The organism is uncultured Aquimarina sp. (genome assembly GCF_947492965.1).
Taxonomy (GTDB): Bacteria; Bacteroidota; Bacteroidia; order Flavobacteriales; family Flavobacteriaceae; genus Aquimarina.
Genome location: NZ_CANLOZ010000004.1, coordinates 135,387 through 150,876, shown reverse-complemented (window position 1 = coordinate 150,876; position 15,490 = coordinate 135,387). Strand labels below are relative to the sequence as shown.

At 33.6% G+C, this 15,490-nt stretch carries 13 protein-coding genes; 5 read left to right on the top strand and 8 right to left on the bottom strand.

Annotated features, from left to right (window positions below):
* Positions 1-176 precede the first annotated feature (176 nt).
* Positions 177-401 carry a hypothetical protein gene (locus Q1B37_RS11805; protein WP_299606649.1) on the top strand — a complete coding sequence of 75 codons (225 nt, stop codon included), beginning with the start codon at positions 177-179 and terminating at the stop codon, positions 399-401.
* 3 nt (positions 402-404) lie between these two features.
* Here the strand turns inward: Q1B37_RS11805 and Q1B37_RS11800 are convergent, their stop codons facing one another.
* Positions 405-2,003 (bottom strand): NAD(P)/FAD-dependent oxidoreductase, encoded by a 1,599-nt coding sequence (locus Q1B37_RS11800; protein ID WP_299898862.1) that lies wholly within the window; start codon positions 2,001-2,003, stop codon positions 405-407.
* A gap of 82 nt (positions 2,004-2,085) precedes the next feature.
* On the opposite strand from Q1B37_RS11800, the gene Q1B37_RS11795 reads away from it, so the two are divergent.
* Together Q1B37_RS11795 and meaB are read left to right on the top strand one after the other, a co-directional pair.
* A complete protein-coding gene (locus Q1B37_RS11795; RefSeq protein ID WP_299898860.1) occupies positions 2,086-2,646 on the top strand; it encodes a DUF2911 domain-containing protein in 561 nt (186 codons plus the stop codon).
* 90 nt (positions 2,647-2,736) lie between these two features.
* Positions 2,737-3,798: a methylmalonyl Co-A mutase-associated GTPase MeaB gene (meaB, locus tag Q1B37_RS11790; protein WP_299898858.1), complete on the top strand. Its 1,062-nt coding sequence runs from the start codon at positions 2,737-2,739 to the stop codon at positions 3,796-3,798.
* Between the two features lie 29 nt (positions 3,799-3,827).
* On the opposite strand, the gene Q1B37_RS11785 is transcribed toward meaB, so the two are convergent.
* The gene (locus Q1B37_RS11785) at positions 3,828-4,115 is read right to left on the bottom strand and encodes a hypothetical protein (RefSeq protein WP_299606640.1); all 288 of its coding nucleotides are present in this window, start codon (positions 4,113-4,115) and stop codon (positions 3,828-3,830) included.
* 272 nt (positions 4,116-4,387) lie between these two features.
* On the opposite strand from Q1B37_RS11785, the gene Q1B37_RS11780 reads away from it, so the two are divergent.
* Both Q1B37_RS11780 and Q1B37_RS11775 read left to right on the top strand, forming a co-directional pair.
* Positions 4,388-5,896, top strand: coding sequence for a BCCT family transporter (locus Q1B37_RS11780; protein ID WP_299898856.1), 1,509 nt, complete (start codon positions 4,388-4,390; stop codon positions 5,894-5,896).
* 109 nt (positions 5,897-6,005) lie between these two features.
* Positions 6,006-6,929, top strand: a complete 924-nt coding sequence (locus Q1B37_RS11775) for an expansin EXLX1 family cellulose-binding protein (protein WP_299898855.1) — start codon at positions 6,006-6,008, stop codon at positions 6,927-6,929.
* A 5-nt stretch (positions 6,930-6,934) separates the two neighbouring features.
* Here the strand turns inward: Q1B37_RS11775 and Q1B37_RS11770 are convergent, their stop codons facing one another.
* The 6 genes from Q1B37_RS11770 to Q1B37_RS11745 all read right to left on the bottom strand — a co-directional run bounded on the left by Q1B37_RS11770 (position 6,935) and on the right by Q1B37_RS11745 (position 15,340).
* Entirely contained in the window at positions 6,935-7,504 is a 570-nt protein-coding gene (locus Q1B37_RS11770) for a phosphatase PAP2 family protein (protein ID WP_299898854.1), read from the bottom strand.
* A 45-nt stretch (positions 7,505-7,549) separates the two neighbouring features.
* Positions 7,550-7,777 (bottom strand): hypothetical protein, encoded by a 228-nt coding sequence (locus tag Q1B37_RS11765; RefSeq protein WP_299606632.1) that lies wholly within the window; start codon positions 7,775-7,777, stop codon positions 7,550-7,552.
* Between the two features lie 117 nt (positions 7,778-7,894).
* A complete protein-coding gene (locus tag Q1B37_RS11760; protein ID WP_299898852.1) occupies positions 7,895-8,968 on the bottom strand; it encodes an OmpA family protein in 1,074 nt (357 codons plus the stop codon).
* 150 nt (positions 8,969-9,118) lie between these two features.
* On the bottom strand, positions 9,119-10,498 hold the full coding sequence (locus Q1B37_RS11755) for an MATE family efflux transporter (RefSeq protein WP_299898850.1): 1,380 nt from the start codon (positions 10,496-10,498) through the stop codon (positions 9,119-9,121).
* 134 nt (positions 10,499-10,632) lie between these two features.
* Positions 10,633-12,801 (bottom strand): glycoside hydrolase family 9 protein, encoded by a 2,169-nt coding sequence (locus tag Q1B37_RS11750; protein ID WP_299606626.1) that lies wholly within the window; start codon positions 12,799-12,801, stop codon positions 10,633-10,635.
* A 271-nt stretch (positions 12,802-13,072) separates the two neighbouring features.
* Entirely contained in the window at positions 13,073-15,340 is a 2,268-nt protein-coding gene (locus Q1B37_RS11745) for a carbohydrate-binding protein (RefSeq protein WP_299898848.1), read from the bottom strand.
* Between the last annotated feature and the right edge of the window lie 150 nt (positions 15,341-15,490).

Below are 15,490 nucleotides of genomic sequence, written 5' to 3'. Positions count from 1 at the left end.
CTTCTAAAGACGAGATCACTGATTAATATGTTGCAAAATTAAAGATAAAAAAACGAAAAAAATCAAAAGGACTGATTTTCAAAACATTAATAAAAAAATAAAATGCTAGTAAGTTTTTAAAGAAATCAAAGACTACTCTAACAACAACATCATTTTAATCACAAATTATCAAACAAATGTATAACTCAATTAATTACAACTACACAAACTCAAATGAATTAGAAAGTGTGATGAATCTTATGAAGAGTAATGTTGATCATACCAATGCAATAATTAAGCAGATTGATAATTTTTTAGAATCAAAACCGCTTCCGAAGTCAGTTCTAGATCTTTTGGTTAGTCAAAGAAATGCATATGCAGTAAACGCTATGAATTTTATGAAAGTAATGAAAGGAATATAGTATCTAGTACTTCGCCGCTATCTCTTTAAATTGTTTACTCATATTCCACTTTATGATAGTAGTAGACGTTAGAATTCCACTTCCCATTGCACCACCTACACCTACCAATGTGATATCTTGCCCAGTTAGATACAATCCTTTAATATGAGTTCGAGGTCTTAAAACTTTTGTCTTATACCGTTCTGGAGCATGTGTAACTCCATAAATCTCTCCTTCTTTATAGTTACTAAACTTTCGGGTTGAAACTGGAGTCGAAACCTCTGCATGAATAATATGTTGCTCTAATTGTGGAAATAACTGAAATAATAATTCTAATCCTTTCTGTTTAAAATCTTCTTTAATCTGATCATATGCATCACCACGATTTAGCCAAGGCTTATCCTCATAGCTCTTAAAATCTGGATACCATGCACGTCCAATCAACTGAATAGTAGCTTGATCTGGATGCTCTTTTGACCAAGCGCTATCTTTTGCAGAAGGGAAAGAGATATAAGCAAAGGATAACTTATCGTTAGAAAGATTATTTTTATCATTTAGAATCTGATCAGTATCCTTATTTTCATACCACCAGATGTTATATTTAGGAAGCTTCAGATCAACATCACTTTTGTTCAATCCTATATATAAACATAAATGACAAGTAGAAGATTGTACGTTTTTAAAATGGATGTGCTTTTTATTAATTACTGATGGATCTAATAAATGTAAAAAAGTATTTCTAGCACCTGCGTTACTTATTACTTTTTTACAAGGATACTCTTTTCCATTAATCAATAGTCCTTTTACTGCTTTTCCTTTTGTAATGATCCTTTCTACATTGGCTTTAATATATACTGGAACGCCTAAAGATTCTAAATTTTCTATGATGGTCTCATGAATTCTATTAGCACCTCCTCTTGGATAATAACCACCTTCCATAAAATGATTTATTACAATACAATGCGAAGCAAAACTACTTTCCTTTGGCGACAATCCATAGTTACCACATTGTGCACATAAGGCCGCAATTAATTCTTGATTATCTGTGATACTACTCAATACTTCATAGGTAGTTTTACTAGAAATCGGACGTTGAATTCTTCTAAACAAAGGACCTAGACTAATACTTAATAGACTAGGGAAAGCTTTTTGCGCAAAATATAAAAGATTTTTTTTAGTAGAATTCTCTAACAATTCCAAATATTTATCAATTGCCGACTTATCATTTGGAAAATATTCATGAAATCTTTTCCTGAAATTTTCCTTCCCAGCAACAAATTCAAACTTACGATCTCCTATATATGCAACATCATACGGATCTCCCATGGCATCCCATTCCAGTTTGTTGTCGGATAAATAATTAAATATCCTACGCAATCCAGAATTTTCTTCCATATTCCCAACATAGTGAACACCTACATCCCAAACTAATCCTTTTCTTCTTTTGAAGGTATGAGTAAAACCACCTGGTGTATAATGCTGTTCTAATACCACAACTTTCTTACCTGCTTTTGCCAAAAAAACTGCAGTTGTTAATCCACCAACACCAGAACCAACAATTACATAAGTATCATTGGTAAACTCAATATCTTCAGTAAATTTTTTATAGGATTTTTCTACCATATATATGAAGTAAGGAATCAAAAGTAAGAAATATATGTATTTGCATATATAAAAAGAGGTATCTTTAAAATTAAAAAAGTGTATGTCTATATTTCAGAAAAGATCATTCATTTTATTAATTGGAATTATCAGTCTCTCTGTAATCATTGTGTTTATTCTTAAACTCAATACCAAAAAGCACAGTCCAGAAGATACCATCACACACATTAGTAAGGATAATACTTTTACTGTATTCTATAACCGCCCCTTCAAAAAAGGAAGGGTAATTTTTGGAGATCTAGTACCATTTGATCAAGTTTGGAGAACGGGCGCGAATGAAGCCACTACTTTTACTACGGATAAAAACATACTAGTAGATGGTTCTAAATTAGAAGCAGGCACCTATACGCTGTGGACAATACCGGGAAAAGAATCTTGGAAAGTGATTTTTAATAAAGATCAATACAAATGGGGAGTGGATCTAATTAATGGAGAACCAGCAAGAAATCCAGAAGAAGATATATTGACTATCGAGGTACCAGTACAACATTTGCTAAATATAGTAGAGCAATTTTCTATTTATTTTCAGGAAGCAAACAACTTTACTATAATGTTTCTAGCTTGGGATCAAACTAGTATTGCTATACCTATAAAATCTGAGTAATTGCATATCTTTAGATTACTTTAGAAATACTACAATTAACTGAAATGAATTCATACATTTGTTACTTTGCCGCTTTTTAATTGAGATCAAATGGAACATCGTGATAAGTCTTCGAAACTACCCCATAGCACTAATAAAAGTGCCATTGATCGATTTAGAAAACTACAACAAAAAGAGATTTCAATTTCCGATATTTTTGAAGGGATCATTACACAAAACACCGCTGCTCTTAGTAAAGGTATTACCTTAGTAGAAAGCACCCAACAAAAGCATAGTGCAAAAACGCAAGAACTGATTGAAAAATGTCTTCCACATGCCAATAAATCAATTAGAATTGGTATTACAGGAGTTCCAGGAGTTGGAAAAAGTACATTTATAGAAGCATTAGGGAATGTTCTTATTGAAAAAGGTAAGAAAGTAGCTGTATTAGCTGTGGATCCAAGTAGTACTATTTCTGGCGGCAGTATTTTAGGAGATAAAACAAGAATGGAATCTTTGGTCAGATCCAAAGAAGCGTTTATAAGACCCTCTCCTTCTGGAAATTCATTAGGTGGTGTAGCTCAGAAAACACGAGAATCCATTATTTTATGCGAAGCTGCTGGATATGATGTGATTATTATTGAGACGGTTGGGGTTGGGCAGAGCGAAACAGCTGTGCATAGTATGGTTGATTTCTTTTTATTATTAAAACTTGCAGGAGCTGGGGATGAATTACAAGGCATCAAACGGGGTATTATCGAAATGGCTGATGCTATTGTTATTAACAAGGCTGATGGAGATAATGTAAAACGCGCCAGAGAGGCCAAAAATCAATTTAAAAAAGCTTTACACCTCTATCCCATTGGAGAAAATGCCTGGACTCCTCAAGTACTTACTTGTAGTGCATTAACAAAAAACGGTATAGAAGAAGTTTGGGAGTTAGTTCTAAACTATTTAGAAATTTCTGCTAGTAATGGATATTTCGAAAAAAATCGAACCGAACAAAATAAGTTTTGGCTACTGCAAACTATTGAAGAGCAACTAAAAAGTTCTTTTTATAATCACCCAGAAATTAAAAAGGCTTTATCTGATCAGTTGGATGCTATACAAAAGCACCAGATTACTCCTTTTACAGCGGCCAAATATTTATTAGACAAGCATAAAAACTCCTAATACTCATAAAATCCTTAAAACTAGATAAGTTAATCATCAAGATCTACCTCTCCTACTTGTTCTTTTGTCACTGATGTTGGAATTTCAGAATCGGAAGTATTTTCTTCATAATCTTGCATAACTCCTGCTAAGCGCTCACTAATTTTCACTAAATAAATAGTGTCAATGGTTTTTACTTCTACCGCTTCTATGGTATCATTATGATGGTTTTTGAAAGATATTATATCTTTATCTGAATAGCCATCCGGAAACTTTTCTACTAAAAGATTTACAATATCTTTATTAAGCTTTTTGTAGTCAACAATTACTCTTTTCATAGTCTATAAGAATTAGTTGGTTATGGTACTACTGAATATCTTATCCTATTTCATATCAAAAACTTAAACAACTGTCAGCTAAGTATTTCACATGAATTTCTCTCACTATATTAATGTGTAAATGACTATTACAAGTTAAAATAAAAAAATTAAAATCTTTGCAAATAATCTTCAAAAAAATGGGGTGTTTTCCTCAAACTTTCAATTTATAAAAATTAAAACCTGTACATTTAGAAAAATAATTTAAAAAAGTAACACTAATATTACTTCTAATGTCTAAGTATACTTCGAGTAGTTTATTAAAAATCTCATTAGGCATTCTTTTATTTTTTTCCTTCTTTCTTTACCTATTCACTGAGGAAGTCTATACACAAATTGAAGCTACTTCGATTTTCATAAGAAAATGGTTTGGTGGTTTTTATTTATGGTTAGGGCTAGGAACAGTTTTACTCTTACTAGTATTAGCAGTCTCACGATGGGGCAAACGTCGTTTAGGGCAGGATCAAGACAGGCCACAATTTTCTAGACTTGCTTGGATATCCATGTTATATAGTGCGGGAATGGGATCTGGGATATTATTAAGAGCGGTTCAAGAACCTGTATTTATGAGATGCTATGCTCCTATTTACACTAACAATACGTTAGAAACCATAGCGTTAGAGTACACCTTTTATCAATGGGGTTTTACTGCATGGGCGTTTTATGCAGTTTTTGCTATTGTTATTGGATATTATCTTTTTGTGAGATCCAAAAAAGTACTGTCTAGTAGCGCTTTTAGTTCATTAGAAAGCATCATCGTTTCCAAAAACACTCAAAACTTGGTGTTTAAGGGGATTGATATTCTTGCAATATTAACGACCGTATTTGGACTAGTAGCGGCGATTGGATTAGGAACCACTCAAATAAAAGGAGGACTTGATCATTTATTACAGACAAATTTTGATTCTAAAATTACAATCCTCTTACTAATCCTAATTTCTGGTTTGGCATTCATATCGGTTTTTAAGGGCGTAAACAGAGGAATAAAAGTGATTTCCACTTGGAATATCTATATTACTTTTGCTTTGTTGGTTTTTGTTTTTACTCAGAGCGATATCGTATCGATTCTCTCTCAATTCTGTTATTCGCTTTTCCATTATATAGTTGATTTCATTCCCTTAAGTATCGCATATGGGGTTTACGATCCTGGAGAAAGCTTCCTAACAGATTGGACCTATTATTATTGGGCCTTTTGGCTTGCTTGGGCTCCTTTTACTGGTATTTTTATTGCCAGAATTTCTAGAGGAAGAACACTACGAGAATTAATCATAGGTGTTTTGCTTGTACCGTCATTAGGAACTTTTTTCTGGTTTACCGTATTTGGTGAATCTGCATTTCAAATAGTAGACAATCTTGATTTCTATCAGGGAGAATTTGACAATGTCTTTAGTTCTATTTTTGTTTTTTTTGAAAATTATCCTTTTCAAGGATTTATCAATACCACTGTTATACTGCTACTTATTAGTTTTTTAGTTACATCCTTAGACTCAGCAGTCTTTGTACTCAGTATGTTTACTGATCAGGGCAAACAAAATCCTTCTAAAAAACATCGTTTATTATGGAGTATTGTACTTACTATATTTGCTATTGGCATCATACTATTAGGAAATGCAAAAGAAGACATTAACGTCTTGACCGCAATGCAAAAGCTACTAATTATTACTTCGCTCCCTTTTTCGTTATTAATGGTTATAATGATCCTATTGTTCTTTATAGATTTTAGAAAGTCTAAAATCGACTAAAATTCATATGTGATATTATTTAATCGGTAAAAATTGTGGTGAAATATACTAATACCTGTTTTTCTGCGTATTGATACATACATGAATAAACCAACTTAAAACTTTACTTATGAAAACCTACATATCACTTATGCATAGCCTTGCATTTATCTGTATGTTCAACTTAAATGCACAAAACTGTAATGATACAGTTCATACAGGAGAAGGTACTTACTACGATGGTGTTGATGGAGGTATTTTTGGAAATTGTTCTTTGCCTGTAGCAACAGGAGATTATATGCATTGCGCACTAAATACAATTGACTACGACAGCAGTAATGCATGTGGAGCTTGCATCGAAGTAACTGGAGCAAAAGGCAGCGTACAACTAAAAGTTGTAGACCGATGCCCAGAATGTGCTGAAGGCGATGTGGACATGACAGAACAGGCTTTTGGTATGATAGCAGACATTGTAGATGGAAGAGTACAAATATCGTGGAAATTTGTGCCTTGCAATATTGCGAATAACGAATCTATAAAAATTAATTTTAAAGAAGGTTCCAGCATATACTGGACAGCAATACAATTTAGAGATATTAGACATGCAATAACCAAAATGGAATATCAATTACCTGATAATACCTGGAAATCGGTAAACCGTGAGTTATTCAATTTCTTTATTGAAACGGATGGTATTGCTTCTCCTATGAATTTAAGAATCACCTCTGTTTTGGGAGAAGAATTAACTTTTGAAAATATTCCGATGGACTTAAACGTAGATTATAATACTGGAAAACAATTTTCTACCCCATCAGAATGTACAGAAGCACTATCTGTAGATGACCTTGAGACAACCAAACTTTCTTTTTATCCAAATCCTGCTTCTGAAATATTATATTTCGCTAATAATTCTAGACCTTGGGTACTTTCTGATAGTAATGGTAAAAAAATAAAAGAAGGAAACGCTAATTCTATAAACACTTCTTCATTACAATCTGGCTTATACTTTTTGTCTATCGAAAATAAAAAGCCTCAAAAAATAATTATAAAATAGGCGTGTTATTGGGTGCCGTATTTTGCCACTAAAAATGTATGTAGTTTATATGCTCCAAGTCCCAGTAGAATACCTATAGCCATTCCTGTTATGATATCACCGGGATAGTGTACTCCAACATAAATTCTGCTGTAGCTTACAACAATCGACCAAACAACCATAAATGGGAAGATATATTTAAGCCTTTTTTGTAACGCCAAGCCTGTAAAAAATGCCAATGCCATAGAACTTGCTGCATGCGCCGAAAAATAACCGTGTCTTCCGCATCTTTCTGCAATAAATCTTGTAAACTCTCCAACACCTTCCGCTCTACAAGGTCTTGGTCTCATAAATAATACATTTTTAAACAAGTTAGATAATTGGTCCGATGCTGTAATCAATGCAGCCACAATTACGAGTGTAATTATGGTTCCTTTTATTCCAAAATATTTATAGAAAAAATACAAGAGTAATACGTACAATGGAATTTGATAAAGCTTTTCGGTCATAAATAACCAAAATCCATCCCAAAGCGGCGTGCCTAAGTTGTTCAGATATAAAAAAAGATCTTTATCTAGTTGTATGATTTCATCCATAAGAGCACTTGGTTATTTATTTGATAAATATATGATTTTATAATCCTATTCTTCGTATCGTTCGATCTCACGATCATAAAAATCATTAGCAGCCTGGAATAAATTCTCAGCTTCGCTCTCAAGTTCTTTCTCATCGCTTTTATCAAATTCTTCGAACCATTCGACCTCATCGTTTTCTAAATTGATCACAAATCTTGGAAACTCCGTATGGATTACAAAGATGGCATCAGGATAATCGGTATTATCACCTAATAAGAATTTTGGAAGACTCATATACACTTAAATTATATTCAGCAAAGCTACAAAGTTTACAGATAAAGTAACAAAAACAAAAAGAGGTAAATCTATAAATTAGAATTTACCTCTTTTTAAATATCTTTCTAACGCCTATTATTCTATAATAATTTGTACTCTAGCATTGGATCCCAACTCATTATTATCGACTCCTTCTTCTTCTCTAGGCTGGGAATTACTTACACCTTCATAGGTTATTAAAGTCTCATCGATGCCATTGGCTATTAAATAGTCTTTTACAAAACCTGCACGAGCAGATGATAGGATCTCATTTTCGAATTCAATTTCCGAATCATTGGCATGACCTACAATTTTTATGCTATTAAACTTGAATACTTTTAAATACTGTAAGTACGAATCTAAAGCAGCTTTGATTTCTTCATATACTTCACTCTCTCCGATTAGATATTCGATATCGGAGAAATCTAATGCCATATCACAAATAGCATCTACATTAACTCCTCGTACATCTTGCATCTCTCTTAGCTCCACATCATCAATATAATAATATGCATCACTGAATGTACTTCCAGATCTTAATGATTTCCCATTTGGATTGTCGGAAAAATATCCAATTGAGATATATTTTTCAGTTCCTTTTGCTTTATACACTCCACATACCTTTGTCCAATTTTTCGTATCACAAATCATCTCCGAAGACTCTATATGTAGCTTATATTCTGATGTTTCAGTAAATCTTGGCATTCTAGCAGTAAAATACGATCCAATAGAAGATGTACAAGAATTAGTGATATCACCTTCTCCCAAGGAAACATACATATGAAAATAATAATATTTACCAGCTTTTAAAGGACTTTTTAATTTAGTTACTATAGATTCTTTAGTATTATTACTAGTTATATATAAACCTACTTTAGCCTCACCTGATCTTGGCTCCTGAGGACCAAACTGATCAAGAAAACCAGGAGCTTTGTGAGTAAATTTCATTTCGCTAACTGCCGGATGATGCGCATCTGGTGTATTTGTTAAGGTTTTCCAATCTGAAAGAATACCAAAGTTTCTCATGGCATGCTTCATCTTTTTTACTGAAGGATTGGTTTCTTCAAAACTTGGATTAGGAATTAAATTTTGGGCTATTGCATTAGAAGTAACACTAATCATAGCAATGGTAATCAATAAAAGGTAAAGGTTAGATTTTGGGCTGTTCATCTCTTTTCTTTTCAGGTTTAGATATATTCGAAATATAGTTAAATATTTCTTAATATGAAATATACTTTGACAAGTAACAAAAACTAGTCCAAAAAAAGAAACGAACCAAAACTATCTATATTGTAAGTGACAAAAAAGATTCCAAAACTGTTATGAATTATCCTTTTTAATTACCAAATCTTTACTCAAATAATGAAAACGAGCATAAAGTAATAAAGCCGATGTTGTTAGACCTGCCAATAGGCCAATCCAAATTCCTACACTTTTATATTCTGTATACAACCCAAGATAAAAACTAACTGGAAAACCAATCACCCAATAAGCAAAAAATGTAATAGCTGTTGGTATTGTTACATCTTGTAATCCTCTCAATGCTCCTAGTACTGCCACTTGGATTCCATCAGATATTTGAAACAAAGCAGCAATCAATAAAAGCTTTGCGGCAATAGTCATTACTTCTGTATTATCCACAAGGTTTTCCATATCATCTACATCCAAGTAAATTTCTGGTAGCATATTATTAAAAATAATAAAACACAAGGCAAAAATAATCTCGATAAAAAATGTGAGTAGAAAGATCGAAAAAGCAATTCTTCTTAACTCTCTATATTGTTGCAGTCCTTTTTGGTTACCTACTCGTACCATAGCTGCGACACTTAGTCCCATAGCGACCATAAAAGTCATAGCAGACAGGTTTAGCGCTATCTGATTTGCTGCTTGTGGATTTTTACCTAATATCCCAGAAATCCAAATCGCGGATGTAAAAATTCCCACTTCAAAAAACATCTGTAACGCAGAAGGAAACCCTAACGTAAGTATCTTTTTGAGCATATTACTTTGAAGAACAAAGAGCTTAATATTAGTAACATAAGCTTTAGATTTTTCTCTTCTTTTTAAAAAGAACCATAAAAAAACAACCATTACCAATCTGGAGACCAAAGTCCCTATCGCTGCACCCACGATACCCATTTGCGGTAAACCAAATTTTCCAAATATTAATAAGTAGTTTAAAAATACATTTACAATATTGGCGATTAATGTAGCATACATCGGATACTTGGTCATGGATAATCCATCAGAAAATTGTTTGAATGCCTGAAAAATAATTAAGGGTATTAATGAAACTGCTACTAAATCTAAATAGGGAATCGCCAATTCTACAACCTCTACAGGTTGTTCCATGTAATACATTAAGGGTTTGGCAACAAGAATTCCTAAAAACAGGATAATTCCAAGAGTAGTACATAAAAATAGTCCATGCTTAAAGGCGAGCTTTCCACTTGCAAAATTGTTCTCACCATCAGCCTCGGCAATTAACGGAGTAATAGCAGTGGAAAATCCTATTCCAAGAGACATTGCTATAAACATAAAACTATTCCCTAAAGATACCGCTGCCAATTCAGCAGTACCTAATTGACCTACCATGATATTATCTATCAATCCCACAAAAGTATGTCCAAGCATACCTAGCATAACTGGAGCTGCTAACCGAAGGTTATAGTTAAACTCTTTTGTGTATTGTTGCAACATGAATACAATTTAAAGTTGTCAAAGATAAGGAGATTCCTTTTTGGAATATTGTATGATTAACGCAACTTTAAGCACAAAAAAAAGGTGCTTTCTCAAGCACCTTTTTCTTTATCAAACTATTGTAGTTTTATAAATTAGTTCTTCATAAATTTAGAAGTGACTGTACTTCCGTTAGTGCTTGTTAAACTGATAAAGTACATTCCCGAAGACAAATCCAATGTTGGTATTGAAATTTGATTTGCAGTAACATCAGACACTTTCACAGACTTTACTGTGGCACCAGTAATTCCAGAAATAACAATTGTCGAATTTTGAATTTTAGATAAATCTCCAGAAAGATACAGCTCATTCTTTACTGGATTAGGATATAATTGAAATCCTAATGTTTCAAGTTCATCTACGGATAATGATCTCGACGGTTCGATACCCCAAGCCAAAACTCCATCTGCATAAATTGGTACTCTCTCAGATTCTATTAGTGTACTACTTAGACCATCATAAGAAAAATCGTTGGTAGGATCCCAAGAACTTTCCGCAGCATTATTAGGTACTGATACTCTTACCTGAATTTCTTTTCTATGTTCTCCTTGACCACCTGGGAAAGGCATTTGGTCACTATCGATCGCAACCTCTACATAATAAATATTGTTATCTGGATCCCAAGCTTGCAATCCACCTGTTGCTCCACCATTTCCTCTTCCTGTGATTTCATAATCCTCTGGAGCGTATCCCGCATTAATTCCTTCCGTGATATCGATAAAATATCTAGCTGTTAGACTTCCTGGAACTCGAGCTGGCCAAGCCGATCTATTATTTAACCAAATTGCTAATTCTGTAAACCTCCCAGATTCGCTATTGATTTTAGTTTCATTTAAAAACTCTACTCCAGAGTCTTCTTCTGTTGGGAAATTTGGTAATTCTGATCCTCCGAAATCCATGACCATTTTTGCTAATACACCCTGGTAACAAGCATTGTAATCACAAGCTACCTCATTTGCCTGAAAATCTGAACGATTCTCAACAAATACATCATCAGGGTTTCCAGGTCCTCCCATTAATGCACCCCACAAAGTGTGTCTAGATTCTTCTGGGATAGACTCACTTCGGGTCCAACTAGAATGTTGACCTCTATGGTGTGGCTTGGTTGGTGGATTTACTCCAAATCCAGTTACTAAACTTCGGTTGTTTGGATTATCTCCCAAAGCATACTTTACCTGACTTACAGCAAAGTCATAATAGTCTTGATTATTAGGAGTACTTACATTATTCACAAAAATCAAAGCTGTTAATGCTGCATTCATCGAGTGACGTAGTGATCCCCATTGCGTTAAATGGGCCTGACCTCCTGGAGAATACGTGATTCCATTACCATTATCTATCCAAAATTGCAAATGTCTTTCTGTGTTATCAATATATTGTTGCTTACCCGTAAGTTCTGCTAACAATACCATATTACCATATCTTTTATCGTCCCATACAAGACTCCATAGATAATCAGGTTCTCCATAGGTAGCTTCTGCTTTTTGCAGGTATGTATTATCTCCTGTTGCTTTATACAACCAAAGTGCTCCCCAAGTTAATTCATCTTCGTATCCACCAGAAGAATAGGTTCCTACAGCAGGAATACCACCTTCTTCGGTATATTTACCTTTATACGTTTCACCGAATTCATATAAATCTTTGGCGTGCTGTAACAATGTAGCACTGTAGGTTGGATCACTGTCTTTAAAAATTATACTGGCAGAAGCTAATGCAGCAGCTGTTTCACAAACTACTTCCGTTCCTGGATGACTCGTATCTAGTTTAAAGGATTCTCTTTGTCCATATTGTGGATGAACATCTATCATTTCTGCTGGCATCCAGAAACTATGATCCTGTCCTTTTTTAGAAACCTGAGCATAAAACTCAAATTTTGTTGGGTGACATTTAATAAAGTAATCGGTTACCCACTTAATATTTCTTTTAAAATGTTCTGTTTGATTTACCGCGTCATATCCATCTTTGTATTCTAAAAATCCCCAGTTTAATGCGGTAACTGAAAATGCCATAGGAAATCCAAATTTTATATGATCTCCAGCATCGAACCATCCGCCAGTAAGATCCAATCCTACATCTTGACCATCATTTACTCCAGCATCACTTCTCCAACTTACTCTATTCCAATCCGGCAATACTCCAGACTGTTGGGATTCATAAAATAAAATTGATTTCTGTAATGCTTCTCCATAATTAAATTGCGCGACGACTTGTGTTCCTTGTAATCCCAAAAAGATTACCAATAAGCTTAGTAAGTTTTTTTTCATGTTTTGAATGATTTGTGTTTATATAATTTGTGTGGTTTGATAAGTCATTATTAACTCCTTTTTTAGCCTTTATATTATATTTTTTTTGATTTGTTAAGAGAGTGATAAGATCTTTTTTAGTTTTTGAAAAAAAATCCTACAAGAACATTTTTTATGTTATTCTAAAATTAAGAAGAGAAACTGCCTTTAATGAAAAAGACAGTTTCTCCTGACTGAGTTTGTGTTAGAACTCTATTGATAGTTATTCAATATTTGTTTTTGGTTACCTAAACTATTGTTTGATTATTTTTATAGACTTGATATTCTTATTTGTCTTTCCTGCTTCTAAAATATTAACGATATAATATCCAGATGACAAACTACTCACGTCCATAAAATCCTCTCCTTCTTTCATCAATTTCTCTTTTACTAATAATCCTTGAACATTAAAGACCTTAATCGTCTTTCCTGTCATTTCTTGAGAAAAATTAATGCTATTGATTACTGGATTTGGATATAGTGATACAATTTCATTTGCATCATTATTATCACGGTTGACAGTATATGTAATTACTAATTGTGGTTTGCTAACAGATCCATTCTCTTTGGAAGCAAATGCAAAATCATTTCCTGAAAGTGCACTCACGATTAACGAAAGTCTATTCCCTGAAATTTGAGCAGTCTTTAGAGGTACTGTTTTCGTAGCTCCAATTTGGAAATTAGCGTTTAATGAACCTAATTGTGTTCCTTTTCCTGGCTTATTTGAATTGGATAAATTAGCTTCAGTCCAGTTATTACTATTTCCTTTATTGATTGCAATGTTACCATTTCCTGGGTCAGAAAATATGGTGAATTTTAGGTCAGCCTTTGTAATTGTTCCGTTAATGGAAGAAAGATCAAACATTAGGAATCCGGTTCTCTTATTTGATTCTATACGAACCATACTATTATTATATCGAGTAGATCCTTGCATATACGCATCATGTATCGGACTTAGTGTTATCGTTTGCTCAACAGGTTGAATTTTTGTAGTTACAACTTTATCGATATTATACAAATAACCAGCACCTCCCTTAAACGATAATCTTAAAGTTTTTTCACCTGAAGAAAGAGAAACTGTTGTGGAGTATTTCTTATAGTCATGCCATTGTCCATTAACCGGGATATTTACCGAACCTACTAAATTCCCCGATTCTAAAATATCAACTTTACCACCAGCTCCTTGACTTGAAGCATAAACATCTACAGTATATTGGCTAGTTCCATTTACTTTTACTTTATAGGTCGTAAAATCATTATTCCTTATATATCCTAAATTTTTACCAGAATTGGTACCTGGAGTATTTTCTATTCTTACGCTACCTGATTTAGCTTCAAAATCTTCCACTTCAAAAGAACCTGGTATCGCAATTGCATCAGTTGGTGGAGTGGAATCATCTTTAACAGTAATCGTAATTGGCTGAGAAGTTTTTGTAGCGCCATCATTATCCGTGGCTTTTGCTGTTATAGTGTAACTTCCTGCTGTATTAATAACCGTTGTTGTTTCATAGGGAGCAACCTGCTCTGTCGCTGTTAAACCATTATTTATAAAAAATTCCACTTTGGAGATAGATCCATCACTATCGGACGCATTCGCTTTTAGAGGTATCGTTTGACCCACCTGATAACTTGCTCCATTTGCAGGTGCAGTAACATTAACTGTTGGAGGAGTATTAGGATTTGTATCATCCACTAATCGATAAGAACGTACCCAATCATAGTAGGTAGTACGATTTTCTAGAGAATCATTCATTCCATCCTGACCATTTTTTGGTGGATTCCAATCATAAGTCTCGACCACCATGCGTAAATACATTGGAAGATTAAAATCTGCTGGTGGCTTTATTTGTCCAACAAACTGACCATCTAGATAAAATAAAATCTCACTTTTACTTTTCCACCAAACTCCATAAGTATGATAATTCTTCCAAGAAGCTTCTCCTAATGGAGCTTTGTTTCCCTGCTGTCCAACAGGTGTATTATTACAATTGGTATTTCTACTATGTGTATTAGAATTCATATTGGTGATCATATTATTCACCCAATTTGCTCCATTAGAATTAACACCAACCGTCTCTGTAATATCTAACTCTGTTACACGAAGATTACATCCACTACCTTCATTTCGTTGATTAATAAGCCAAAAGGTAGATGACATAAAGGTTTTATTACCTTTCATTCGGGTTTCGTAATATCCGTATGTATTTTTTGTTAAGGATCTAACAAGACCTCCGTTATGAGTCCAACCGTTGAATGGATTGGTCTTTTTAGAAGCAGAAATCTTAAGGTTTCCGCTACCAACAGAAACTGAAGATATTTCAAATCTGGCCGGTTTTCTACCTTCCCATTGAGGACTATTTATTGCCCATTTATTAGTATTTAATGAAGAACCATTAAATTCATCAGACATGATGTCTATTTTTTCCCATTTCTTTCCATTTGGAGGTGTTGGTTGCGCAAAAACACTTACTGTTAGCATACATAACAATAAGAATATGATTGATTTGTTATTTTTTTTCATGATTAAAATCGTTTTATTTTTAGATCAAAACTCAATCTTGTGCAGATTGCATAACAAGAGAATATCTAAATGTTTTGAGGTAAAAAATTTAAAACCTTTTACCATTTATACTGATAATACATTAGAGGAAAAGGCGGTCCCAAAATGACC

Coding starts and splice junctions, on each gene's coding strand:
- Q1B37_RS11805 (WP_299606649.1), top strand. CDS start 177: ATGTATAACTCAATTAATTACAACTACACAAACTCAAATGAATTAGAA.
- Q1B37_RS11800 (WP_299898862.1), bottom strand. CDS start 2,003: ATGGTAGAAAAATCCTATAAAAAATTTACTGAAGATATTGAGTTTACC.
- Q1B37_RS11795 (WP_299898860.1), top strand. CDS start 2,086: ATGTCTATATTTCAGAAAAGATCATTCATTTTATTAATTGGAATTATC.
- meaB (WP_299898858.1), top strand. CDS start 2,737: ATGGAACATCGTGATAAGTCTTCGAAACTACCCCATAGCACTAATAAA.
- Q1B37_RS11785 (WP_299606640.1), bottom strand. CDS start 4,115: ATGAAAAGAGTAATTGTTGACTACAAAAAGCTTAATAAAGATATTGTA.
- Q1B37_RS11780 (WP_299898856.1), top strand. CDS start 4,388: ATGTCTAAGTATACTTCGAGTAGTTTATTAAAAATCTCATTAGGCATT.
- Q1B37_RS11775 (WP_299898855.1), top strand. CDS start 6,006: ATGAAAACCTACATATCACTTATGCATAGCCTTGCATTTATCTGTATG.
- Q1B37_RS11770 (WP_299898854.1), bottom strand. CDS start 7,504: ATGGATGAAATCATACAACTAGATAAAGATCTTTTTTTATATCTGAAC.
- Q1B37_RS11765 (WP_299606632.1), bottom strand. CDS start 7,777: ATGAGTCTTCCAAAATTCTTATTAGGTGATAATACCGATTATCCTGAT.
- Q1B37_RS11760 (WP_299898852.1), bottom strand. CDS start 8,968: ATGAACAGCCCAAAATCTAACCTTTACCTTTTATTGATTACCATTGCT.
- Q1B37_RS11755 (WP_299898850.1), bottom strand. CDS start 10,498: ATGTTGCAACAATACACAAAAGAGTTTAACTATAACCTTCGGTTAGCA.
- Q1B37_RS11750 (WP_299606626.1), bottom strand. CDS start 12,801: ATGAAAAAAAACTTACTAAGCTTATTGGTAATCTTTTTGGGATTACAA.
- Q1B37_RS11745 (WP_299898848.1), bottom strand. CDS start 15,340: ATGAAAAAAAATAACAAATCAATCATATTCTTATTGTTATGTATGCTA.